This is a genomic window from Pseudomonas sp. 008, assembly GCF_016861935.1.
Lineage (GTDB): Bacteria > Pseudomonadota > Gammaproteobacteria > Pseudomonadales > Pseudomonadaceae > Aquipseudomonas.
In genome coordinates this window covers 226124-247943 of sequence record NZ_BOMA01000011.1, presented here as the reverse complement: position 1 = coordinate 247943, position 21820 = coordinate 226124, and the positions used below count along the sequence as shown (strand labels likewise).

Sequence of the window (21820 nt, the reverse complement as noted above, 5' to 3'; positions counted from 1 at the left end):
CGCCTGTTTTGATGTGTTGGGTGATACCAGCCTGGAACGGTACAAAAATTATGAGGGTTTTGTACGACAAGCTGTTTCCAGCGAAGAAGTAAGGCTTATTCGTGAAGCTCTACAGCGTGGGCAGCTAACCGGGACGGGACGTTTCATCGATGAAGTAGAACAGATTGTGGGGATTCGAATAGAGCGTCGAGGTCAAGGCCGGCCAAGGGAAAAGCCTGGGGTGGAAAAATAAATCTGTCCCCGTTTTGGTCGTCCCCGTTTTGGTCAGGGCGGCTTTAAATGACCCTTCTAAAACGGTTGGACCGACAACGATAAAGTTTAATCGGAAAGATCCGGGTTCTGCGCGGCCCGACACGATGGAATTGACGTATACAATAGATGACAAGAGTAAGACTTTGCGCTTTGAAAATGAGGCTAAAAAAATTCCGGAAGTTATAGAGTGATTATTGAAGATATAGAGTTGGCAAAAGAAATTTTTGCACTGATAGAGGCTGGTATTGTGCATGGTTATGACTCTTTTCGTTACGAAGTTGAGGTGGGTGACGGCTATTCGGAGGAAGAGCTCGTGGTTGAAAATAATGGGGTGGAGGTGACAAATGCCGAAACTGATTTCAATGGCGCGGTTCTATATAGTCTGGTAAAGCGATTAAAAGAAAACTCTAGAAAGCGTGGTGAAAACTGGACTTCATTTGTCATGTCCTATAGGCGTGGTGGCGAAGTAAAAACAAATTTCAAGTACTAATGTTCTGGAGCTATAGAGAGTAGGTCACGAACAAATATGGAAAAGGACAGAACATCGCCCGGTTTCTCCAGACTTTTACGGAGGTCGTCTTCTTCCTGTAAATGCCGCGGAGAAATAGGGGGCAGACCACAATTCTTTTTGAAGGATAAGCAAAAACGTGGTCTGTCCCCTATTTCCTTGGGTCCCCGTCTGGAGGAGCGAAGGTTGGTCAGTGAGTAAAATAGAAAAAACTCGTGAAGAAATTCATGGTTTGAATAAAAAATTATTTGATGGGATGGGTGTTAAATATGAATCCAAATGATTATGTAGGTCGCCCGTTAATTGGTTTGTTGGCGGAGTTAAAAGATGCATTTCCTTTGGTTGAATATACTAAAGTTGAGCATGATGAGTTTTTGAAGTTGCCAGAGAGTGGCGTTTACTTCCAAGCTGGCAGCGAGGGAGTTGTCGTAGCCTACAGAGTCTATTACCAAGCGGTTGGGGAGTATTACCCTGCTACTGTTGAAACAAAGAAGGCATGCTGTGGGATTACGACAGTTGAAGGCTCAGTTGCTTTCTTTGGCCAACCCGTGCGCGATGTGCCCTCTATACGTATTCCTGGTGTCGCTCCTACCAGCCCAGGTTATGAGTTTTTAACTGATGGACGGGTGGTGACTGTGTGCTATGACGCTAACAGTCGTCTTGTTACATATGTTCATGTAAAGAAAGTAAGTTAAGAGGAGCGCGGGGCTTGCAAACATTCCTGCACGACCTGGGCTTTGAAGGACTTGGGGTAAGAGTGCCGTCGTTGCATGGCGATCCGCTTAATGGGCTAAAAATGGTGTCCACTTAAACAGGTGTCTACCATCGCCCTAAGCGTTGAGAAATAGGGGGCAGACCACAATTCTTTTTGAAGGATAAGCAAAAACGTGGTCTGTCCCCTATTTCCGGTTGGTTTTGGCCATGCTGCGATAGTGGTAGATGCCACTCTCCACCGAATACACCTGCGGCAATAACTCCTTTGCCCGCTCGTGGAAACAGCCAGCATGCTCGTAAATGATGGTCGACTGTATCCACTCCACAAAGCCTGGATTGGACTTCCAAAATAGCCTGAGTGCCTTACGTAGATCCCAGCCATTGATATCCATGTCGTCAATGATCGGATACTCGATGACGTCGCGTTGCTCCTCGAGGCCGACAGAGAGATACCACTCGGGTTTATTTACGTAGATGAAGCGTGCGTCGTAGTCGCTGTTGGGAGAGGCAAATCCCCAGGCACGACTGCCAGACTCAATAGCTAAAAGAACTTTCACGTCATGCTCGTTCTCAGCACGACGTAGCCGGTCTCGAACCTCTTCTTGAACAACGATAGAAACCATGAGCCAACTCTAATTAGACGATGTTTCGAGTGCACGCTACTCATCCCGCGGTAGACTGTCCAGCGTCCTCTACTGGCCGATTTCTGCCTGTCGCCACCGGCAGCTATAGGTCGAAACCGGCTAACCCACGGCAGAGAAATCAATCCAGGCTTCAGCGAAGCCTTCCGCCACGTTTGCCTTCTTTGAGCGAAATTTCTGGGCAAGGTCTTCGGAAGTTTCCTTCAAGTTGTGGCGGTTTTCGTGAACTGGTGCGCAGTGAGTTCGATCGCTAGGCTTTGGGAGTCACTGCATATTCAGTGGCAGGGCGTAGGAACCCTTCAACCTCCCAAAGACGACATAAGTGTCGACTTCTGATTTGCGGCTGCTGACTTGCGTCCGTAAAATCAGTTGCGGCGGCTGTGCGCGGGCATGCTTCGGCGTGGTCGAGTGTCTCTGGGGCTCGATATTCCTACCCCGCGTATAGCTGCCACCCATGCCTGTAGGAAGGCAAATGGCAGCTCCTATTTTTCCTGGAGTTTTAAAATGCCAACACTTCATCCTGATCCACCCTACGAAAAACCAATTCCCCATCCCAAAAACCGCTACATGGCGTTGACCAGTAACTGCACCGACATGCCCACCCTGTTTGTCGACACCCATGCGCCGCTGGACATTCTGACCGAAGCCGCCAGCTATCGAATTCGCGCCGTCACCCAAGTGCTTGAGAACCTGTCCATGCGCGGTTCAGTCGAGTGCGATTCGATGATCCTCAGTGATTTTGCCTTGCTCTGCGCCATTCCGCTGCGCGATGGCTGTGATGTGCTGGATGTGATTGGGCGGCGGTTGCGGGCTCGGTCTTCGGACTAGAGCCGAGTGGTTCTTGTGGCGAGGGGGCTTGCCCCCGTTGGGTCGCGAAGCGGCCCTAAAAATCTGCGATTCGGTTTTGTCAGACATACCGCGGGGCTTGGTTTGGCGACTGCTTCGCAGTCGAACGGGGGCAAGCCCCCTCGCCACAAGAGCAGGATCAAAAGATCGCAGCCATCACCGTTGTCCGGCAACCAACGCTTCCTTAGTTGTCGGCACCGCCAAACTATCAATCACATGCACGCTATACCCCGGCACATTCTTGGCGTGGTGTTTGGCCTGCGAGGCCATTTCCGCCAGTTGGCTCGCGTCGAGCTGTCCGCAGGCCTGTGGATGCAGATGCACCACGCCGATGGATAGCGACAGCAGCGGAAACTCCTGCCGTACGCCTTGGCGGTTGGGGGCGATGAAGCAGCCGGCTTCCAGGTGTTCGCTGCGGTAGAAGCGTCGGCATTGGCTGTGGAAGTCGTCCAGCAGTTGGTTCAGGCGTTTGCGCCAGTCTTCGGGGCCGAGCACCAGCAGGAAGTCGTCGCCGCCGATATGGCCGACGAAGTCGCGGGATGGGTCGACGCGGTCGTTCAGGCATTGCGCCAGGCACAGTAGGACTTCATCCCCGCGACCGTAGCCGTAGATGTCGTTGAAAGGTTTGAAGCTGTCGATGTCCACGTAGCAGATCACCGATTCCCGTTCCTGTTGCAGCAGGCGTGTCAGGCATTGCTGGATCGGCACGTTGCCTGGCAGCAGGGTCAGCGGGTTGGCGTAGCGGGCTTGCTGGATTTTCAGTTCGGTAATCAGTTTGAGCACGTCGATCACTCGGCCCAGGCCCAGATAGCCGCCGTTGAGGGTGATGATGAAGTCTTCTTCGATGCGTTGGCGGGCGCGGCTGGTGATCAAGCGGCTGACCTGTTGCAGCGACTGGCTCAGTTCCACGGCGAGGAAGTCGTCGCTCATCAAGCGGCTGATGGGTTTGCGGGCGAACAGGTCGGTGGCAAATGGCTTGAGCAGGGCGTCGGAGAGTGAATGACGGTGAACGATGCCGCACGGCCTGCCTTGCTTGTCGAGCACCGCCAGGGAGTTCAGGTTGGCCTGGCGGCGGAAGGCTTCCAGTACGGTGGCGGTCGGGGTGTCGCTGGCCATCGCCGGTTGGTCGTTGAGCAGGGCGCTGAGGTCACTGGCGTCCTCGTTCAGCATCGCTGCGGCGCTGGTTGGTTTGGGCATCAAGGTTCGGGCATCGCGGGGCGGATGCTCCTGGGGCCGGCAGAGCAGATAGCCTTGCACAAGATCGACGCCCATTTCGGTCAGCACGGCGAGTTCTTCTGGCAATTCGATGCCTTCGGCGATCACTTTTGCCCGCGAAGCCTTGGCGATCTGCAGGATCGAACCGACGAATTCACGTTTGAGTGCGTCCTGATGGATGCCGTCGATGAAGTGCCGATCAATCTTGACGTAATCCGGGCGTAATTCCGACCACAGCCGCAAGCTTGAATAACCCGCGCCCAGATCATCCAGTGCAATCGAAAAGCCCATCGCCCGATAGTGATGCAGGGCGGTTTGCAGCAATTGGAAGTCGTCGGTCGGGGTCTGTTCGGTGAGTTCGATCACCACCTGACTCGGCGGTATGCCGAAATCCTGCAGCAGTTGCAGGGTGCGGCCGGGTTGGTGGGCGGCTTCGAGCAGGGATTCCGGGGACACATTGAGGAACAGTTTGCCGGGCAGTTGCTGTTCATTGAACCGTCGGCAAGCGCTTTGGCGGCAAGCGATCTCCAGTTCGCTGAGGCGACCGGCCTGGCGGGCTACCGCGAACAGGGCAATGGGGGAGTGCAGCGGGCTGTTGGAGGGGCCACGGCTGAGGGCTTCGTAACCGATGATCTGTCGTTCGGAGAGGGAGATGATCGGCTGGAACAGGCTGTGCAAACCGCTTTGAGTCAGTATTGAGCTCAAGGCACTCAGCTGTTCGGTTGTGGTCATGGCGATCTCTGGCGATAAAAAAAGGACCGGGAGCGCAAAGCTCCCGGTCCTTTATTTCACGACAGAATGATGTCTGTTTGATGACACTCCGGGGAGCGTCAGCATTAAATTGCCATCATCCTGATTGTCACCACTTAGTGCTTGGCGACCGCGGTGTTGAGTTTCAAGTAATCCAGCAGAATCCGCCCGGTCTCGCTCAGGTAGGCGTCGTCTTCTGGCTTGGTCTTGTCCGGCTCGGCCGCGATGGCATCTTCGTCTTCTTTCTTCAGCTCTTTGAGCGGCTCTTCACCCTTGGCCTTACGACGGATGTTTTCCATGGCCAGTTGCTTGGCTTCGATATCGGCGTGTTGTGCGCGACGGTCGGCTTCATTGAGGCTGACGGTTTTTTCGGCCATCAGCTTCTGGGCCAGGGCCAGTTTGTCGCGGATGAACACGAACTCCGCGTCTTTGGCCGTGCGCACGTCATGCTCGGACTTAAGCGCTGTGATGAACGGTTTGAACGGGTCGACCGCCGGCTTGATGGCCGCACGGATGGTGTCCCACGGCATGGCTTCCGGCAGGGCGCTTTCGCCGATTTCCTTGGTGTCGATGATCGACGGGTAATCGATGTCCGGCAGTACGCCCTGATGCTGGGTGCTCTGGCCGGAAACCCGGTAGAACTTGGCCAGGGTCAGTTTCAGTTCGCCATGGTTCAGCGGCTGAATGGTTTGCACGGTGCCTTTGCCGAAGGTCTGGCCGCCGATGATCAGTGCACGGTGGTAGTCCTGCATCGCACCGGCGAAGATCTCCGACGCCGAGGCGGACAAACGGTTGACCAGCAGCGCCATCGGGCCTTTGTAGAACGCGCCCGGGTTTTCATCTTCCAGCACATCGACCCGGCCGTCAGCGTTACGCACCAGTACGGTCGGACCTTTGTCGATGAACAGGCTGGTCAGCTCGGTGGCTTCCTGCAAGGAGCCGCCGCCGTTGTTGCGCAGGTCGATGACCACGCCGTCGACCTTGTCTTTCTGCAGCTCGGTCAGCAGCTTCTTGACGTCGCGGGTGGTGCTCTTGTAGTCCGGATCGCCGGCACGGAAGGCCTTGAAGTCCAGGTAGAAGGCCGGGATCTCGATGACGCCGAGCTTGTAGTCCTTGCCATCCTGCTTGAGGCTGAGGATCGACTTCTTCACCGCCTGATCTTCAAGCTTCACCGCTTCGCGGGTGATCGGCACGATCTTGCTGGTCTGGTCATTCGGCGCGTTGCTGGCCGGAATCACTTCCAGTCGCACCACGGTGCCTTTCGGTCCACGAATCAGTTTGACCACTTCGTCCAGGCGCCAGCCGACCACGTCGACCATCTCTTTGTTGCCCTGGGCCACGCCGATGATCTTGTCGGCCGGAGCGACCTGCTTGGTCTTGTCGGCCGGGCCGGCAGGCACCAGGCGCACGACTTTGACTTGATCGTTATCGCTCTGCAACACGGCGCCGATGCCCTCCAGGGACAGGCTCATGTTGATGTCGAAGTTCTCCGCGTTATCCGGCGACAGATAGTTGGTGTGCGGGTCGTAGGACATGGCGAAGGTGTTGATGTACGCCTGGAAGATATCTTCCGCGCGGGTCTGATCCAGACGCACCAGCTGATTCTTGTAACGCTTGGTCAGGGTTTCCTGAATCTGCTTTGGCTCTTTGCCGGAAATCTTCATCCGCAGCACTTCGTCCTTGACGCGTTTGCGCCACAGGTCGTCGAGCTCGGCGGTGGTCTTGAGCCAAGGGGCATCCTTGCGGTCGACCAGCAAGGTTTCCTTGGTGGTGAAGTCGATCTTGTCGACGCCCTTGTTCAGCTCGGCAAGGGCAAAGTCCAGACGCGCCTTGACGCGGTCCAGATAGCGCTTGTAGATGGTGAACCCGGCGTTCAGGTCGCCGCTCTTGAGGAAGTCGTCAAACTGGGTTTTCCATTTGTCGAATTCGGCAATGTCACTGGCCATGAAGTAGCTGCGCGATGGATCCAGCAGCTTGAGGTAGCTGTCGTAGATGATCGCGGAGCGCGCATCGTCGAGCGGCGGCTTGCTGTAATGGTGACGCTTGAGCAATTCGACGACGTTCAGACTGGCGATGACTTCGTCGCGATCGGGCTGAAGCTTGTCCCAGCTGTTGGCTGCGAACGAATTGCTCGACATCGGCAAGAGACCGAGACCAATGACAAGAGCGAGGGCGGTGCTGGGGAAAAAATGCTTCATGCTGATTCGACGCGGGGACAATTGATCACGCATATTAGGCCGTCTTTGAAGTCGCCGGTTCCCACAAGGGCCGGTCGCATAATGCAAGAAAGCCCGGCGCTATAGCTTCGGGCTCAGTCCAGACTCACTATGGAGGCACTGTGAAAGCATTGCAAGGCGTTGAGGGGCGAGTGGAGTGGGTTGAGGAGCCGAGTCCTACGTGCGATGTAGGACAAGTTCGTATCCGAGTGGCGGCAGCGGGACTCAATCGAGCCGATTTGTTACAGAAAGCGGGCCTGTATCCGCCACCGCCGGGAGCCAGTCAAGCACTGGGTCTTGAGTGTTCGGGGGTGATCAGCGAGGTCGGCCCGGGCTCGTCCTGGCAGGTCGGAGATCGGGTTTGCGCCTTGCTGGCCGGGGGTGGGATGGCCGAAGAGGTAGTTGTCGACGGACGGCATGTGTTGCCGGTTCCCGAAGGATTGTCCCTGGCCGAGGCCGCGGCGCTGCCGGAAGTGTATGCGACTGTTTGGCTGAATTTGTTTCAGCTGGCTTCGCTAAAACCGGGTGAGAAAGTTCTTCTGCATGCCGGAGCAAGTGGAATCGGTTCAGCTGCCATTCAGCTGTGCAAGGCGTTTGGCAACCCGTGCTGGGTCAGCGTCGGCTCCGAGGATCGTCTGGCCTACTGCGAAGCGCTGGGTGCCCAGGGTGGCGTGGTGCGCAATAAGGATCTGGAGCGCCTGAACGATCTGGGGCCGTTCGATGTGATCCTGGATCCGGTGGGTGGCAACTACGCGGCATTGAACCTCAAGCTGCTGGCTCGCGATGGTCGTTGGGTGTTGATCGGTTTGATGGGCGGTCGTGAAGCGCAACTGGATCTGGCGCAGGTGCTGGCCAAGCGCGTGCAACTGCTGGGTTCGACCCTGCGCAATCGCGACGAGCAGTTCAAGGCCGATTTGTTCAGCGATCTCAGCCAGCACGTCTGGCCGCTGTTTGCCGAAGGGCGTTTGAGCCCGCAACTGGCCAGGACATTTGCGATCGAGGACGCCGAAGCGGCGTTTGCGGAGCTGGCGACCAATCAGGTGTCGGGCAAGCTGGTGTTGGTGATTGACGACAGCCTGAGCTGAAATCGGGTTGGCTGCCAAAAGATCGCAGCCTCGCTTCGCTCGACAGCTCCTACAGGTGTAAACAATCCATTTGTAGGAGCTGTCGAGCGAAGCGAGGCTGCGATCTTTTGCTTTTACTTCCAGATATGGATCGGCCAGCCGGCTTTTTCGGCGTGTTCGAGCAACACTGGATCCGGGTTCACCACATGCGGGAAATCCACCTTCAGCAGCAGCGGTAAATCGTTGCGTGAATCGGAATAGAAACTCGCGCCTTCAAGGTTTTCCTCTTCGGCGTCCAGCCATTCCAGCAAGCGGGTGATTTTGCCTTCGCGGTAGGTCAGGGTGCCCACCGTGTTGCCGCTGTACACCCCGTGCGCCACTTCCAGCTCGATGCCGAGAATTTCGTCGATGCCCAGACGGTCGGCAATCGGCTTGACCAAATGCGTGCCCGAGGCGGAGATCACCAGAATCCGGTCTCCGGCCTTGCGGTGGGCGGCGATGGTTTTGGTGGCGTCGCTGAATATGATCGGCTCGATGAAGTCTTCCACCCAGGGCGCTACCAAGTGCTCGAGCTCTTGCGGCGTGCGACCGATCAGCGGCTCCAGGCTGAAGGCCATGTAGTCTTCCATGGCCAGGTGGCCCCTGCCGTACGCATCCATCAATTCCTTGTCGCGACGCAGGAAGGATTCGCCATCGACCCAGCCGAGGCGGGCCATCTGTTCGCTCCATAGCGAGGCGCAGTCGCCGTGGATCAGGGTTTCGTCCAGATCAAAAATTGCCAGGGCCATCAGTGCAGTTCTCTCTTCAACATCAGCAAGGTCATCAGGCTACCTTACACAGGGCTGTCGGATCGATGGAAAGTGCCAGGCGCTGACCATCGGGATGCAGGTCGGACGCCGAGCGGTTCAGCACATCCACCACCAGTTCCACGCCCCGGGCTTCGACCCGGTAGCGAATTACGTTGCCCAACAGGCTGTGGCTGCGCACCTGCGCGTCGAGCTCACCGTTCAGGCTCAGTTCGATGGCCTCCGGACGAATGGCGATGCGGTGGGTGATCGGCCGTTGCAGCAGTTTGCTGGCGCTGTCGGCGTCCAGCAGGTTGTAGTTGCCGATGAAGCCTGCGGCAAACACGTCGACGGGGGCGGTGTAGAGGGTTTCGGCATCGCCGCTCTGTACGATCTTTCCCTGATTCATCAGGAAGATTCGGTCAGACATGGTCAGGGCTTCTTCCTGATCGTGCGTGACGAAGATCGTGGTCAGGCCGAGTTCGCGCTGGATCTGACGGATCTGTTCGCGCAAGTGCTTGCGAATCCGCGCATCGAGCGCCGACAGCGGCTCATCCAGCAACAACAGCCGAGGCCGGGTCACCAACGAACGAGCGAGGGCGACACGCTGGCACTGGCCGCCGGACAGTTGATGCGGGTAGCGGGCGGCGAAGTCATTGAGTTCTACCAGTCTCAGCACTTCGGCGACGCGTTTTTGGCTGTCGTCGGCGTTGACCTTCTGCATGCGCAAACCGAAGGCGACGTTCTGCTCCACGGTCATGTTCGGGAACAGCGCATAACTCTGGAACACCATGCCGATTCCGCGTTTCTGCGGGCTCAGTGGGACGAGGTCGTGACCTTCCAGCAGAATCTGGCCACCGTCCACCGAGGTCAGGCCGGCGATGCAACGCAGCAGCGTGGACTTGCCGCAACCGGACGGGCCGAGCAGGGTGACGAATTCGCCTTTCTTGATTTCGCAGTTGATGTCACTGAATACGGTGGTGCCCGAGTAATCTTTTTGAAGATGTTGGACGCTCACATAGCTCATTCGCTTTTGTCCTTGTTCAAGATATTGGCCACCCAGGTCAGAACCAGCACAAAGAAGAAGTAGGAAATCACCAGCGCACTGGTGAAGTGGCCGCTGCTGTTGCGCATGTTGTTGAGGTAGACCTGCAGGGTTTCGTAGCGGGTGCCGACGAGGATGTTGGCGAACACGAACTCACCGAACAGGAACGAGAAGGACAGCAGCAACGCTACCATCAGCCCCTTGCGCAGGTTCGGCAACACCACCAGGAAGGCTGCTTGCCAAGTGCTGGCGCCGAGCAGTTGCGCGGCGTCCATCAGGTCGCGCAGGTTGATCGCTTGCAGGTTGTTGGTGATCGCCCGGTACATGAACGGCAGCGCCACGGTGAAGTAGCAACCGATCAGAATCCATGGCGTACCCACCATCGCGAACGGCCCCGAACCGTAGAGCTGCAACAGCCCCACCGACGACACCACCGGCGGCACCGCGAAGGGCAGCAGGATCAGGATGTTCATCAGCGCGTCGAGCTTCGGGAAGTGGTAATGCACCACGAACAGCAGCGGCAGGATCAGCACCACCGACAGAATCAGCGAGCCGATACAAACCAGCAACGACTGACCGAATGCGTCGAGAAAGCGCGGATCGCTCCACAGCTGGATGTACCACTTGAAGGTAAAGCCGCTGGGCATAATCGTCGCCGACCAACTGCTGGCGATCGAGTAGATCAGGGTTCCGAGCAGCGGCAATAACAGAATGGCAAACAGCAAATACACGATGACCCGGTGGTAGACACCGACGGGCCCCAGTTCAGCGCGAGACATGGTAGCTCCTCTTCAACAGCAGCTGATGCACGATGGTCACCAGGGTCATCAACGCCACCAGCACCACGGCCAAGGCGCTGGCGAGGTTCGGGTCGAGGGAAATGTCGCCGGATACCATCGCCGCGATACGGATCGGCAACACGTTGAAGTTGCCGGTGGTCAGCGCGTAGACCGTGGCGTAGGCGCCCAAGGCGTTGGCCAGCAGAATCACGAACGTGCCCAGCAGCGCCGGGGTCAGCACCGGCAGACCGATGTGTCGCCAGAATTGCCAACCGCTGGCCCCGAGCAAGGCGGCGGACTCACGCCAGTCTTCGCGCAGGGCATCGAAGGCCGGGTAGAGCAACAGCACGCCCAGGGGAATCTGGAAGTAGGTGTAGAGAATGATCAGCCCGGTTTTCGAGTACAGGTTGAAATCCTGAATGATTCCGGCCTGTTTCAGCATGATGGTGAAGGTGCCGTTGAACCCCAGCAAGATGATGAACGCGAAGGCCAGGGGCACACCGGCGAAGTTGCTGGTCATGTTGGCGAACGCATTCACGAAGTTGCGCAGTTTCGAGTCGACCCGGCGCAGGGAGTAGGCGCCGAGCACGGCAATGACGATGCCGAATACGCTGGACCAGAAACTGATCTCAAGGCTGTACTGGATCGCCTGCAAATAGAACTTCGAGTTGAAGATTTTGCTGAAGTTGGCCAGGCCCCAACCGAACTCTTCCGATTGCAGGCTGTTGATCATCACCCAGAGCAGCGGGGCGATCTCGAACACGAAGAAGAAAATCGCGAAGGGCACCAGGCACAGAGCGGCCAGCCATTTACCGCGGGTCATGGCATTCACTTGAGCAGCTCCCGGCACACAGGTTTGTCGTGGGGCACGCCCAGCAGTTCGCAGACGGTGCCGCACAGTTCGGTTTGTTTCGGTGCAGCGCCTTGGTTGAAGCTGAAGGCGTCGCCGAGGACGAACAGCGGCACTTCGCGTTCTTCAGGCAGCAGGCCGTTGTGCGAGCGGTCGTTGTTCATGCCGTGGTCGGAGGTCACCAGCACCTGGTATCCGGCATCGAGCCAGCCTTGCAGGTAGTCGGCGAGGATGACGTCCGCCGAGCGGGCGCTGTTGCGGTATTGCGGGGTGTCGAGGCCGTGCTTGTGCCCGGCGTCGTCGATGTTCATGGGGTGGACCAACAGAAAGTTCGGCGCGTGGCGCAGGCGCAGGTTTTCCGCGTCGGCGAACAGGTGCGAGTCCGGGTAGTGGTCGCTCCAGTAGAAGTGACCGTGCTGGATCGGCAGTTTCGGGTCGTCGGTGTGACGGTCCCGGGCGGCCACGAACGGTGAACGGTTATACAACTCGCTGACCCAGTGATAGGCCGCGGTGGCGGTTTTCAGGCCGGCGTCGGTGGCGTAATGGTAGATGCTGCGCTGATTGGACAGGCGCGAGACGTTGTTGTGAACGATGCCGCTGTCGATCGGCGTAACGCCGGTCAGGATGCATTCGTAAAGCGGTCGGGACAGGGCCGGCAGTTCGCACTCCAGTTTGTAGAGCACCGCGCGTCCTGCGCCAACGTAAGCCTGCAGATGCCCCATGGCGTGGCGCGCGACTTCGTAATTGAGGCCGTCGAGCACGACAAGGATGACGTTGTGCTTCATGGGGGTGGGACTCCGCGAAAACAGATGATTCAAGTACGCAACCAATCCCTTGTGGGAGCGGGCTTGTGTGGCGAGGGGGCTTGTCGGACCGCCGCATCGCCCCGTTGGGCCGCGCAGCGGACCCAGTATCTACGAGCGCTGCGCACTCGAACGGGGGCAAGCCCCCTCGCCACAGGCCCGCTCCCCCATTTGGATCTCCATCGGAGTTCCAAATGGGGATCTACAGGTTTACGGCATATTGATGATGACTTCTTCCTGCCACTTCTGCGGCAGCGACTTGGAGGTCTTTTCCCACGCGTCGGCGTCTTTGATCGGCGTGACCTTTTTGTACTGTTCGTTAGGCAGCAGCTTGGCCTTGACCTCTTCTGGCAGAGTCAAATGCTCGGCGCGAATTGGACGGGCGTTGCCTTTTGCCAGGTTGATCTGGCCAGCGTCGCTGAAGATGTATTCGCGGGCCAGTTTGGCGGCGTTCGGGTGCTTGGCGTATTTGTTGATGATGGTGGTGTAGCCGGAAATCACCGAGCCATCGGATGGAATCAGCACGGTGTAGTCATCCGGATTCGCCATCTTGGCCTTGTAGCTCAGGCCGTTGAAGTCCCAGACCACGCCGACTTCGATTTCACCCTTTTCCATGGTGGCGATCGTCGGGTTGGCCATGGACAGGCGGCCTTGCTTGGCGATGTCTGCGAACAGCAACAGGGCTGGCTGAATGTTTTTCTCGTCACCGCCATTGGCGAGGGCGGCGGCCAGTACGCCGTTGGCAGCCTGGGCTGCGGTGCTCACGTCACCGATGGAGACTTTGTACTTGCCGCTCTTGAGGTCGGCCCATTTGGTCGGTGCTTCGGAACCGTGCAGCAGCTTTTTATTGATGATGAACGCGATGGAGCCGGTGTAGGCCAGTGCCCAGTTACCGTCCTTGTCCTTGGCCCAATCCGGAACCTGTGCCCAAGTACTCGGCTTGTAAGGTTGCACCACGCCCTGCTTGACCGCGATCGGGCCGAAGGCGGCACCGACGTCGCCGATGTCGGCTGTGGCGTTGTCTTTTTCGGCGGCGAACTTGGCGATTTCCTGGGCCGAGCTCATGTCGGTGTCGATGTGTTTCAGGCCGTATTTCTTGGCCAGGTCTTCCCAGGTGCCTTTCCAGTTGGCCCAGTCATCGGGCATGCCGACGCTGTTGACGGCGCCTTCCGCTTTCGCAGCGGCTTCGAGTGTTTTCAGATCGGTATCCGCCGCCATGGCGGCAGTGCACAGGGCAATGGTCGAGCCTAACAGTGATGCCAGGAAAAACTGTTTCATCCGAAGCTCCTTTGGGCGTTTTCAACGCTGCGATTGCGGTTGTGTTGGTCTAGGTCAGCAATACCTGAGCCAATTTAGGCGTCCTGGATGACATTTTGATGTCGACGACCGGTCGGCCTGAATTTCCTGCGCTCGGATACGCGGGGTGCGAGATAAGCGTAGACCATGGCTAAAGGGCTGATATGAAAGGGACTTGGCCATAAAATTGCAGGTGTCTGAAGCAACCGTTCGGCGGCTTTGTCATCTGTCAGTCATCTGCAGTGCCTAGGCTTGCAGGCAATTGATGGAGCCCGGTTTCGATCGCGGTTCTGCCCTGAATCAGTGCTGGTCTAGTCCAGATAGGTAACGTTGATGCGCATCGAGACAACCAAAGCGGTGACAGCGATCGGGCAGGTTCTGCAAGAACAGCTCGACCACGGGCTGTTGGCGCCCGGGAGCAAGTTGCCGGCCGAGCGCAAGCTCAGTGAGTTGTTCGGTACCACGCGGATTACCGTGCGTGAGGCGTTGTTGCAGTTGGAGGCCCAGGGCCAGATTTATCGCGAAGAGCGGCGCGGCTGGTTCGTGTCGCCGCCACGGCTGGCTTATAACCTGATGCAACGCAGCCACTTTCACGCGATGGTCAGCGCCCAGGGGCGGGTGCCGTCCACCGAGGTGATTTCCGCGCGTTTGCAGCCGGCATCGGCGGCGGTATGTGCCTGGCTGCAGTTGCCGGCGCTGTCGAGTGTGATCCAGATCTGTCGCTCGCGACGGATTGACGGGCGATTGGTGCTGTATGTGGAGCACTACCTGAACCCGCAGTATTTTCCGGGGATACTGGACTTCGATCTGAATCAGTCGATGACCGAGCTGTATGCGCGGCATTACGACTTGCACTACGGGCGGGTGCGCTTCGAGATCGTGCCGACCGCGTTGTCGGTGGACGCCGCGGCGGCTTTACGGGTGTCGGTGGGCAGCCCGGGGTTGCGGATTGCCCGGGTCAACTACGATCAGCATCAGCGGCTGATCGATTGTGACCTGGAGTTTTGGCGCCATGATGCGATTCATGTCGGGGTGGATGTGGTCTGAACCCACCTACGCAGATTGTTCGCCACCGGGGGTGATCACCTGAATGCTCATGCGCGGTGTCGCCAGATCCAGCCCGGCCTCATCTAGATGCCGCTTGAGCGACAGGTTGAACGCCCTGGACACTTCCCACTGCTTGATCGGCGCAGTCTTGAAGCGCGCGCGAAGAATCGCATTGCCTGACTCGAAACTTTCGACCCCCTGGATCTCCAGCGGCGACCAGATGTTGCGCCGTTGCAGCGGGTCGGTGCGCATTTTCTGGCCGACGTCGCGCATCAGCTTGATCGCCTCGTCGATGTCCATGTTCGAGGGCACCGCCACCCGGAAGATCGCGTAGCCGAACTCCCGGGAGTAGTTCTTGATGCTTTTGATTTCACTGAACGGAATGGTGTGGACGATGCCGTCGATGTCCCGCAGACGCACGGTGCGGATGGTCAGGCCTTCGACGGTGCCCAGGTGGCCGCCGACGTCCACGTAGTCGTCGATGGCCAGGGAGTCTTCGATGATGATGAACAGCCCGGTGATCAAGTCGGCCACCAGCGATTGCGCGCCGAAGCCGATGGCCAGGCCGATCACACCGGCACCGGCCAGCAGCGGCGTGACGTTCATGCCCATGTTCGCCAGGGCGACGATCAGCGCAATGATGAAAATCGCCACGAACAGCACGTTGCGGATCAGCGGCATCATCGTCTGCGCCCGGGCATTGGCCAGGCCTTTGCGCGAGCGGGTGAGGGCGTGGTGCACGGCGGTGTCGCTGAGAATCCAGATCAGCCAGGCAAAAATCAGCGTGCCGCCGAGGCTGAACAGCTTGACGCTGACTTCATGGCCTTCGCCTTCGGTGAAGCGAATCAGCGACATGCCCCAGACCCGCAGGCCGAGTTCGATGAACGCCAGCCACACCAGTAGATGGGCGAGGGTATAGAAGAAGCTTTTCAGGCGATCCGAATACAGCGCATGGCGTTTGGGGCCGCGTTGAGGCTTGAGTGAATGACGGCGCACCAGCCCGTTGATGACCATGCACAACACCAGCAGCACGGTGCAGATCAGCGACTGACGCAACGCGGTGCTGGTGTCGCCGGCAGAGACGAAGGTGGCGAACAGCGAGATGCCCACCAGCACCAGCGCCGGCAGATACCAGAACGTCCCGAGGATTTCGATCGTGTCGCTCAAGGCGCGGCGGGTCAGGCGCCGAGACAGCGGCTGGTTGCGGATCAGGTGCGCGATAGGCCGGCGGAAACGCAGAATGAAAAAACCTGTGAAGATCGCCGCCAGTACATTGGCGAACGTCGCCGCCGTATGGGCCAGATGCTCACCGAGGCTGGCGATCAGGCGCGGGTCGTTCAGGGCTTCACCGAAGGCGGCGAAACTGCCGATCAGCCACAACGGGCGGAAGGCCTGATGCCGCAGGATGTACAGGGCGCGGTGGCGATGCGGGCCATCGAGCAGGGAAAACGCGATGACGCAGATCGCCGAGAAACAGGTACCGACCACCAGCGCATAAGCCAGCACCATGGCCAGGCTTTTGCCCAATGACGAGGGCAGGGCGTAGGTCATGTATACCGTCATGACCAGGGCGATCATCCACGGCCCGAGTTTACGCAAGGCAAAGCGCAACATGTCCAGGGCCTTGGGGTGTTGCGGCAGTTCTTCGGTGAGGCCGAAGCGCATGCGCACCCGGTGGCCGAGCCAGATCAGGGCGGCGGCCAGCAGGCTCCAGACCATCAGGATCATGGCGAAGGCAAAAATGATTGGCAGCCATTCATTGGCCGGCAGCATGAGTGCCACCAGTTCATCCTTGGCCAGGTCGACTTCTTCGGACCAGCGAGTGAGGGGGCTGTCGGCGCCGGAAAATTGCTTTTCGAAACTGGCCAGGGTGCCGCCGATCAGGCCCAGCACGCCTTCTTCTGTGGTCGGTTGGGCTTTTTTGCTGACGTCGCGCAGCTTTTTCAGGTCCGCCAGCAGTTTGGTCCGCTGCTGATCGTTTTCCAGCGACTTGATGACTTCGTCCAGCGACTGTCCCAGTGGAGCTTGCGCTTCGGGCTGGGTTTTCGCCGAGCCGCCGAGCAGCCCCGGCAAGCCGACCGCCTGGGCAGGCGTCAGCGGCAGCAGCGTCATCAGGCAGACAAGGAACAAACAGGGCAGGGCAAAAAGACGAGCGAACACTAGGCGGTTAACCTCGAATGAGCGGATCGGCCGAGTGTACGAGCCCATCAAAATCAATGCGAGCCAGATGAAAGGGTTTATTCGTTGAGCTTGGCGAGGATCTTGTAGATCACGGTGGCGAGGATCATCAACATGCCGACCCACATCGCGAACACACCGACGTTCTTGTCGCGAAAGTTGAAGCCGACGGCCAGCATGATCATCCCGGAAAGAATCGGAACCAGCATGGCGTGAAACGAAGACATCGAGATCATGGTGACAGCCTTGTCGGAGGGGTTACTGCAAGTCTAGGCGGCTTTCGGGCGGGCGTTGGTGATGTGTGGCAGGGACGGGGTATGACTGTTGCTTGAGCAACGAGCTTCCTGTGGCGAGGGGGCTTGCCCCCGTTCGACCGCGAAGCGGTCGCAGTGCCTGCTCATGCGCTGTGCCAGACAGAACGCAATGGCAGGTTTTGGGGCTGCTTTGCAGCCCAACGGGGGCAAGCCCCCTCGCCACAGGGACAGGGTTATGGCAACTCGTGGCAGGCGTAAAACGCGCTCAGCACTTTGACCAGGTGTGCCAGGTCATGGCTGCCGCACAGCTCGCGGATCGAGTGCATGGCGAACGTCGGCAGGCCGATGTCCACGGTGCGCACGCCCAGGTGACTGGCGGTGATCGGGCCGATGGTCGAGCCGCAGCCCATGTCGCTGCGCACCACGAAGCTCTGCACCGGTACTTCTTCGGCCATGCACAAATGACGGAAGAACCCGGCGGTTTCGCTGTTGGTGGCGTAGCGCTGGTTGCTGTTGACCTTGATTACCGGGCCGGCGTTGAGTTTCGGGCCGTGGTTGGCGTCGTGCTTGTCGGCGTAGTTCGGGTGCACGCCGTGGGCGTTGTCGGCCGAGACCAGCAGGGATTTCTGAATGGTCCGTACGAATTCATCCCCTTCGGGCAACAGGCGACGCAGGGTTTGCTCAAGCATCGGACCGTCGGCGCCACAGGCCGAGCAGGAACCGACTTCTTCGTGATCGTTGCAGACCAGCACGCAGGTTTCGTCGGTCTCGGTTGTCAGCAACGCCTGCAGGCCGGCGTAGCACGACAACAGGTTGTCCAGGCGAGCGCCCGCGATGAAATCGCCATGCAGGCCGATGACCGCGGCGCTTTGGGTGTCGTAGAAACTCAGCTCGTAATCGAGCACCACGTCGGCATTCAGGCCATGTTCGCGGGCCAGTTGATCGGTGAGCACGGCGCGGAAGTCCACGCGTTCGTCACCGGCGAATTGCGCGAGAATCGGCGGCAGTTCGGTCTGGGCATTGATCGCCCAGCCCATGTTGGCTTCACGGTTGAGGTGAATGGCCAGGTTCGGAATGATTGCAACGGGGGCCTTGAAGTCGATCAACTGGCTCTCGACCTTGCCATCGCGACGGAAGGTCACGCGGCCGGCCAACGACAGATCACGGTCGAACCACGGCGCCAGCAGTGCACCGCCATAGACTTCGACGCCCAGTTGCCAGAAGCCCTGGCGTTGCAGTTCCGGCTGGGGTTTGACCCGCAGGCACGGGCTGTCGGTGTGTGCGCCGACCAGGCGAATGCCGCCATGCAGGGGCGAATGACGGCCCATTTTGAACGCGACGATCGAAGAGTCGTTACGGGTGACGTAGTAACGGCCATTGGCTTCGGTGGTCCATGGCTCGCGCTCGTCGAGGCGCACAAAACCGGCCGCTTCCAGGCGCTGGACAAGGCTGGCGGTGGCATGGAACGGGGTAGGGGAGGCCTTGAGGAAGTCGATCAGGCCTTGGTTCAACTCTTCGCGCATAAGAAGCTCCAGACAGCAGTGGCGCCAGTTTAACGTATTGAAAGCGCAAAGTGCGGCGGGTGAAGGGCTGCTGTTGTGGCGAGGGGGCTTGCCCCCGTTCGGCTGCGAAGCAGTCGTAAATCCTGTTTGCACGGTGTGCCCGATAGAATACGGTCGCCGGGCTAGGGAGCGCTTCGCACTCCAACGGGGGCAAGCCCCCTCGCCACAGAAGCTCCCTCGCCACAACAGCTCCCTCGACACTGAAGCCTGGGCACCGCCGTTAGAACGGTGCCGGGCACTCGAAGCGCAGGCGTTCGCCGCTTTGCGGATGAGTGAAGCTCAGCATGCTCGCGTGCAGGCACAGGCGTGGCCAGGCAGCCAGGGCTTGCGGATGGGCGTAGAGCCCGTCACCCAGCAGCGGGTGGCCGATGGAAAGCATGTGCACGCGCAACTGGTGAGAACGGCCGGTGATTGGCGTCAGCTCGACGCGGCACCAGTCGCCACAACGCTCCAGTACACGCCAGAAAGTCAGGGCGTGCTTGCCGAATTCGTGGTCCACCACATGCCGTGGCTTGGTCGGCGGATCGTAGCGCAGGGGCAAGTCGATGCTGCCACTGTCCAGTTCCGGTTGTCCCCAGCACAGGGCGGTGTAGGCCTTTTCGGTTTCGCGGTCGTGAAATTGCCGAGACAGCTCGCGATGAGTGTCCGGGTCACGGGCCAGCAGAATGATGCCGGAGGTTTCCCAGTCCAGCCGATGGACAATTCGCGCTTCCGGGTAGCCGTTTTCTTGCAGGCGCGTAATCAGGCAGTCCTTGTTGTCATCGGCCCGTCCGGGGACGGAGAGCAACAGGGTCGGTTTATCCACCACCAGTACGGCGGCGTCCTGATAGATGATGCGGATGTTGGACAACGGCATTAAAACAGCCTCGTAACAAACGCCAACGGCGACTCAGGCCCCCTCCAGTCATGGAAGGGGCCTGAGCCGCCGTGGCTCCCGCCGGATCGACTCAGCGATCGGGCAGGGTGATATTGAGTTCCAGAATCGAGCAGCTGCCCTGGTTTTCCAGAGCGACGTGCACGTCATCGGACCCGATATTGACGTACTTGCGGATCACTTCCACCAGTTCCTTCTGCAAGGCTGGCAAGTAGTCCGGCGTACTGCGTTGGCCGCGTTCATGCGCCACGATGATCTGTAGACGCTCTTTCGCTACCGAGGCGGTACTGGGCTTTTTGTTGGCACGAAAGAAGTCAAAAAGGTTCATTACCTACCTCCAAAAAGTCGCTCGAAGAATCCCTTCTTCTCGACATCGAGGAAACGATGGTCCACGGTCTTGCCCAACAGACGATCGACAGCATCGCTGTACGCCTGGCCGGCGTCGCTCTGGTCGTCGAGAATCACCGGCACGCCCTGGTTGGAGGCCTTGAGGACGGCTTGCGATTCTGGAATCACGCCCAGCAGGGTCACCGCGAGGATTTCCTTGACGTCTTCGACGCCGAGCATTTCGCCGTTGACGACGCGCGTAGGGTTGTAGCGGGTCAGCAACAGGTGTTCCTTGATCGGGTCTTCGCCGTTTTCGGCGCGACGGGACTTGCTGGCCAACAGGCCCAGCATGCGGTCCGAGTCACGTACGGAGGAGACTTCCGGGTTGGTCACGACGATCGCTTCGTCAGCGAAGTACATGGCCAGGTGGGCACCTTTCTCGATGCCGGCCGGGGAGTCGCAGACCACGAATTCGAAGTCTTCTTTCAACTGCATCAGGACTTTTTCTACGCCTTCCTGGGTCAGCGCGTCTTTGTCGCGAGTCTGACTGGCGGCCAGCACGTAGAGGTTTTCCAGGCGCTTGTCTTTGATCAGGGCCTGTTGCAGGTTGGCTTCGCCGTTCACCACGTTGACGAAGTCATACACCACGCGGCGCTCGCAACCCATGATCAGGTCGAGGTTACGCAAGCCGACGTCGAAGTCGACGATAACTGTTTTGTGACCACGCAGAGCGAGGCCGGTACCGATAGCGGCGCTGGTGGTGGTCTTACCCACACCACCCTTGCCGGATGTAACCACGAGAATCTTGGCCAAGGTGTTTTACCCCTAAGGAAAAAGGACGTTTAGCCCCTGAAAAACATCTCTTGAAAAACTACTGCAGTCGGACAGCCTTGGCTGGAATCCGGCTTTGAGCGGTATCTACCCCCGGTAAACACTGCTTTTAGCCTTTTTCCTACTTCGTTTGAGCCGTTTTCGCTACGTTTTAGAGATGCTTGGAAAATGCGGCAGTATCCGTTAAAGCCGAATGATGTTCAACACGTCACCCGACAGGCTGACTTGTACTCCGGCGCCCCACAATGGATCGCGGCGCAGGTCCTCGGAAACCTTGTAGTGACCGGCGATGGAGACCAGTTCAGCGGTCATTTGCTGACAGAAAATCCTGGCTTTCGTATCACCTTTGACGCCGGCCAACACACGACCGCGCATCGCGCCGTATACATGGATGTTGCCGTCGGCGAGAAGTTCCGCCCCCGGGCTGACCGACGAAATCACCACCAGATCGCTGCCCTGGGCATAAATCTGCTGGCCACCACGTACTGGCGACGTGATGATTTTTGTCGGTTTGATGGTCGGCTCCGGTGGTTTTTCCGGTTTTTTCGCTACGACGCCTTCGAGCGGGTCGAGCGGGCGTTCCCGTGCGCCGGACGGCGGCAGCACTGGCAGATCGACCGCAATGGCCGCTGCGATGTCTTCGATGCGGCTGGCGCGGATCGCCAGGGTGCGCAGGCCATGCTGGCGGCAGATGCGCATCAATCCCGGCAGGTCGACCGAGCCTTCGCTGGCCGGGAGTTTGTCCAGGGCCAGTACCAGTGGCGCATTACTGAAGAAGTTGGGCGCCTGGGCGACCTTGGCGGCCAGTTGCCGATCAAGGTTCTCGAGGTCGTTACGGGCCAGTTCCAGCACCGTAATGGCCAGCATGCTGCCCTTCAACTGGAACACGGGATCTTGGTCTAGCGGTTCGGTTTGGCTCATGGTCGGCATACAACGGCTTGTCACTAAAAGTGCCGAGACTTATAACGAGAACGCCCGCAGGC

At 58.7% G+C, this 21820-nt stretch carries 21 protein-coding genes and 1 pseudogene; 6 read left to right on the top strand and 16 right to left on the bottom strand.

Going from position 1 to position 21820, the window contains the following annotated elements; genetic code table 11:
- The 3 genes and pseudogenes from JUI81_RS22320 to JUI81_RS22310 all read left to right on the top strand — a co-directional run.
- Nucleotides 1-232, top strand: a pseudogene (locus JUI81_RS22320) (transposase); the annotation flags it as partial.
- 207 nt (nucleotides 233-439) lie between these two features.
- Complete coding sequence (locus JUI81_RS22315) at nucleotides 440-742, top strand: hypothetical protein (RefSeq protein WP_019579680.1); 303 nt, start codon at nucleotides 440-442, stop codon at nucleotides 740-742.
- Nucleotides 743-1029: 287 nt separating this feature from the next.
- Nucleotides 1030-1455: a hypothetical protein gene (locus tag JUI81_RS22310; RefSeq protein ID WP_156043965.1), complete on the top strand. Its 426-nt coding sequence runs from the start codon at nucleotides 1030-1032 to the stop codon at nucleotides 1453-1455.
- A 204-nt stretch (nucleotides 1456-1659) separates the two neighbouring features.
- On the opposite strand, the gene JUI81_RS22305 is transcribed toward JUI81_RS22310, so the two are convergent.
- The gene (locus tag JUI81_RS22305) at nucleotides 1660-2097 is read right to left on the bottom strand and encodes a DNA polymerase beta superfamily protein (RefSeq protein WP_239077722.1); all 438 of its coding nucleotides are present in this window, start codon (nucleotides 2095-2097) and stop codon (nucleotides 1660-1662) included.
- A 522-nt stretch (nucleotides 2098-2619) separates the two neighbouring features.
- Between JUI81_RS22305 and JUI81_RS22300 the strand changes: the two genes are divergently transcribed.
- Nucleotides 2620-2943 carry a hypothetical protein gene (locus tag JUI81_RS22300; RefSeq protein ID WP_204125039.1) on the top strand — a complete coding sequence of 108 codons (324 nt, stop codon included), beginning with the start codon at nucleotides 2620-2622 and terminating at the stop codon, nucleotides 2941-2943.
- Between the two features lie 174 nt (nucleotides 2944-3117).
- Here the strand turns inward: JUI81_RS22300 and JUI81_RS22295 are convergent, their stop codons facing one another.
- Complete coding sequence (locus JUI81_RS22295; protein ID WP_019579683.1) at nucleotides 3118-4908, bottom strand: bifunctional diguanylate cyclase/phosphodiesterase; 1791 nt, start codon at nucleotides 4906-4908, stop codon at nucleotides 3118-3120.
- A 134-nt stretch (nucleotides 4909-5042) separates the two neighbouring features.
- Nucleotides 5043-7124: a carboxy terminal-processing peptidase gene (locus JUI81_RS22290; RefSeq protein WP_169342449.1), complete on the bottom strand. Its 2082-nt coding sequence runs from the start codon at nucleotides 7122-7124 to the stop codon at nucleotides 5043-5045.
- A gap of 140 nt (nucleotides 7125-7264) precedes the next feature.
- On the opposite strand from JUI81_RS22290, the gene JUI81_RS22285 reads away from it, so the two are divergent.
- Nucleotides 7265-8227 carry a zinc-binding dehydrogenase gene (locus JUI81_RS22285; RefSeq protein WP_019579685.1) on the top strand — a complete coding sequence of 321 codons (963 nt, stop codon included), beginning with the start codon at nucleotides 7265-7267 and terminating at the stop codon, nucleotides 8225-8227.
- 113 nt (nucleotides 8228-8340) lie between these two features.
- Here JUI81_RS22285 and JUI81_RS22280 read toward each other — a convergent pair whose 3' ends face one another.
- From JUI81_RS22280 to JUI81_RS22255, 6 genes are all read right to left on the bottom strand, one after another.
- Complete coding sequence (locus tag JUI81_RS22280; RefSeq protein WP_007936171.1) at nucleotides 8341-8994, bottom strand: HAD family phosphatase; 654 nt, start codon at nucleotides 8992-8994, stop codon at nucleotides 8341-8343.
- A 34-nt stretch (nucleotides 8995-9028) separates the two neighbouring features.
- Nucleotides 9029-10018, bottom strand: coding sequence for an ABC transporter ATP-binding protein (locus tag JUI81_RS22275; protein ID WP_028941047.1), 990 nt, complete (start codon nucleotides 10016-10018; stop codon nucleotides 9029-9031).
- A complete protein-coding gene (locus JUI81_RS22270; protein ID WP_018925174.1) occupies nucleotides 10015-10815 on the bottom strand; it encodes an ABC transporter permease in 801 nt (266 codons plus the stop codon). The genes JUI81_RS22275 and JUI81_RS22270 overlap by 4 nt, the downstream gene beginning before the upstream one ends.
- On the bottom strand, nucleotides 10802-11638 hold the full coding sequence (locus JUI81_RS22265) for an ABC transporter permease subunit (RefSeq protein ID WP_169342458.1): 837 nt from the start codon (nucleotides 11636-11638) through the stop codon (nucleotides 10802-10804). Before JUI81_RS22265 ends, JUI81_RS22270 begins: the two co-directional genes overlap by 14 nt.
- 5 nt (nucleotides 11639-11643) lie before the next feature.
- On the bottom strand, nucleotides 11644-12450 hold the full coding sequence (locus JUI81_RS22260; protein WP_204125038.1) for an alkaline phosphatase family protein: 807 nt from the start codon (nucleotides 12448-12450) through the stop codon (nucleotides 11644-11646).
- A 228-nt stretch (nucleotides 12451-12678) separates the two neighbouring features.
- A complete protein-coding gene (locus JUI81_RS22255) occupies nucleotides 12679-13746 on the bottom strand; it encodes an ABC transporter substrate-binding protein (RefSeq protein WP_018925177.1) in 1068 nt (355 codons plus the stop codon).
- A 351-nt stretch (nucleotides 13747-14097) separates the two neighbouring features.
- Here JUI81_RS22255 and JUI81_RS22250 point away from each other — a divergent pair, with 351 nt between their 5' ends.
- On the top strand, nucleotides 14098-14811 hold the full coding sequence (locus JUI81_RS22250; protein WP_007940851.1) for a UTRA domain-containing protein: 714 nt from the start codon (nucleotides 14098-14100) through the stop codon (nucleotides 14809-14811).
- A gap of 6 nt (nucleotides 14812-14817) precedes the next feature.
- On the opposite strand, the gene JUI81_RS22245 is transcribed toward JUI81_RS22250, so the two are convergent.
- The 7 genes from JUI81_RS22245 to minC form a co-directional block, all read right to left on the bottom strand.
- Complete coding sequence (locus JUI81_RS22245) at nucleotides 14818-16971, bottom strand: mechanosensitive ion channel family protein (protein WP_026331735.1); 2154 nt, start codon at nucleotides 16969-16971, stop codon at nucleotides 14818-14820.
- 77 nt (nucleotides 16972-17048) lie between these two features.
- Nucleotides 17049-17225, bottom strand: a complete 177-nt coding sequence (locus tag JUI81_RS22240) for a hypothetical protein (RefSeq protein ID WP_019579691.1) — start codon at nucleotides 17223-17225, stop codon at nucleotides 17049-17051.
- A gap of 251 nt (nucleotides 17226-17476) precedes the next feature.
- Nucleotides 17477-18766, bottom strand: a complete 1290-nt coding sequence (locus JUI81_RS22235; RefSeq protein WP_204125037.1) for a M18 family aminopeptidase — start codon at nucleotides 18764-18766, stop codon at nucleotides 17477-17479.
- 259 nt (nucleotides 18767-19025) lie between these two features.
- Complete coding sequence (locus JUI81_RS22230) at nucleotides 19026-19661, bottom strand: RluA family pseudouridine synthase (RefSeq protein ID WP_018925180.1); 636 nt, start codon at nucleotides 19659-19661, stop codon at nucleotides 19026-19028.
- A 91-nt stretch (nucleotides 19662-19752) separates the two neighbouring features.
- On the bottom strand, nucleotides 19753-20007 hold the full coding sequence (minE, locus tag JUI81_RS22225) for a cell division topological specificity factor MinE (protein ID WP_007940845.1): 255 nt from the start codon (nucleotides 20005-20007) through the stop codon (nucleotides 19753-19755).
- The gene (gene minD, locus JUI81_RS22220) at nucleotides 20007-20819 is read right to left on the bottom strand and encodes a septum site-determining protein MinD (protein ID WP_007940844.1); all 813 of its coding nucleotides are present in this window, start codon (nucleotides 20817-20819) and stop codon (nucleotides 20007-20009) included. The genes minE and minD overlap by 1 nt, the downstream gene beginning before the upstream one ends.
- A 201-nt stretch (nucleotides 20820-21020) precedes the next feature.
- A complete protein-coding gene (minC, locus tag JUI81_RS22215; RefSeq protein WP_026331736.1) occupies nucleotides 21021-21758 on the bottom strand; it encodes a septum site-determining protein MinC in 738 nt (245 codons plus the stop codon).
- Between the last annotated feature and the right edge of the window lie 62 nt (nucleotides 21759-21820).

Excerpts from the sequence above, each read along its gene's own strand:
- JUI81_RS22310 (WP_156043965.1), top strand. The coding sequence starts at position 1,030 with ATGAATCCAAATGATTATGTAGGTCGCCCGTTAATTGGTTTGTTGGCG.
- JUI81_RS22305 (WP_239077722.1), bottom strand. The coding sequence starts at position 2,097 with ATGGTTTCTATCGTTGTTCAAGAAGAGGTTCGAGACCGGCTACGTCGT.
- JUI81_RS22300 (WP_204125039.1), top strand. The coding sequence starts at position 2,620 with ATGCCAACACTTCATCCTGATCCACCCTACGAAAAACCAATTCCCCAT.
- JUI81_RS22295 (WP_019579683.1), bottom strand. The coding sequence starts at position 4,908 with ATGACCACAACCGAACAGCTGAGTGCCTTGAGCTCAATACTGACTCAA.
- JUI81_RS22290 (WP_169342449.1), bottom strand. The coding sequence starts at position 7,124 with ATGAAGCATTTTTTCCCCAGCACCGCCCTCGCTCTTGTCATTGGTCTC.
- JUI81_RS22280 (WP_007936171.1), bottom strand. The coding sequence starts at position 8,994 with ATGGCCCTGGCAATTTTTGATCTGGACGAAACCCTGATCCACGGCGAC.
- JUI81_RS22275 (WP_028941047.1), bottom strand. The coding sequence starts at position 10,018 with ATGAGCTATGTGAGCGTCCAACATCTTCAAAAAGATTACTCGGGCACC.
- JUI81_RS22270 (WP_018925174.1), bottom strand. The coding sequence starts at position 10,815 with ATGTCTCGCGCTGAACTGGGGCCCGTCGGTGTCTACCACCGGGTCATC.
- JUI81_RS22265 (WP_169342458.1), bottom strand. The coding sequence starts at position 11,638 with ATGACCCGCGGTAAATGGCTGGCCGCTCTGTGCCTGGTGCCCTTCGCG.
- JUI81_RS22260 (WP_204125038.1), bottom strand. The coding sequence starts at position 12,450 with ATGAAGCACAACGTCATCCTTGTCGTGCTCGACGGCCTCAATTACGAA.
- JUI81_RS22255 (WP_018925177.1), bottom strand. The coding sequence starts at position 13,746 with ATGAAACAGTTTTTCCTGGCATCACTGTTAGGCTCGACCATTGCCCTG.
- JUI81_RS22250 (WP_007940851.1), top strand. The coding sequence starts at position 14,098 with ATGCGCATCGAGACAACCAAAGCGGTGACAGCGATCGGGCAGGTTCTG.
- JUI81_RS22240 (WP_019579691.1), bottom strand. The coding sequence starts at position 17,225 with ATGATCTCGATGTCTTCGTTTCACGCCATGCTGGTTCCGATTCTTTCC.
- JUI81_RS22235 (WP_204125037.1), bottom strand. The coding sequence starts at position 18,766 with ATGCGCGAAGAGTTGAACCAAGGCCTGATCGACTTCCTCAAGGCCTCC.
- JUI81_RS22230 (WP_018925180.1), bottom strand. The coding sequence starts at position 19,661 with ATGCCGTTGTCCAACATCCGCATCATCTATCAGGACGCCGCCGTACTG.
- minE (WP_007940845.1), bottom strand. The coding sequence starts at position 20,007 with ATGAACCTTTTTGACTTCTTTCGTGCCAACAAAAAGCCCAGTACCGCC.
- minC (WP_026331736.1), bottom strand. The coding sequence starts at position 21,758 with ATGAGCCAAACCGAACCGCTAGACCAAGATCCCGTGTTCCAGTTGAAG.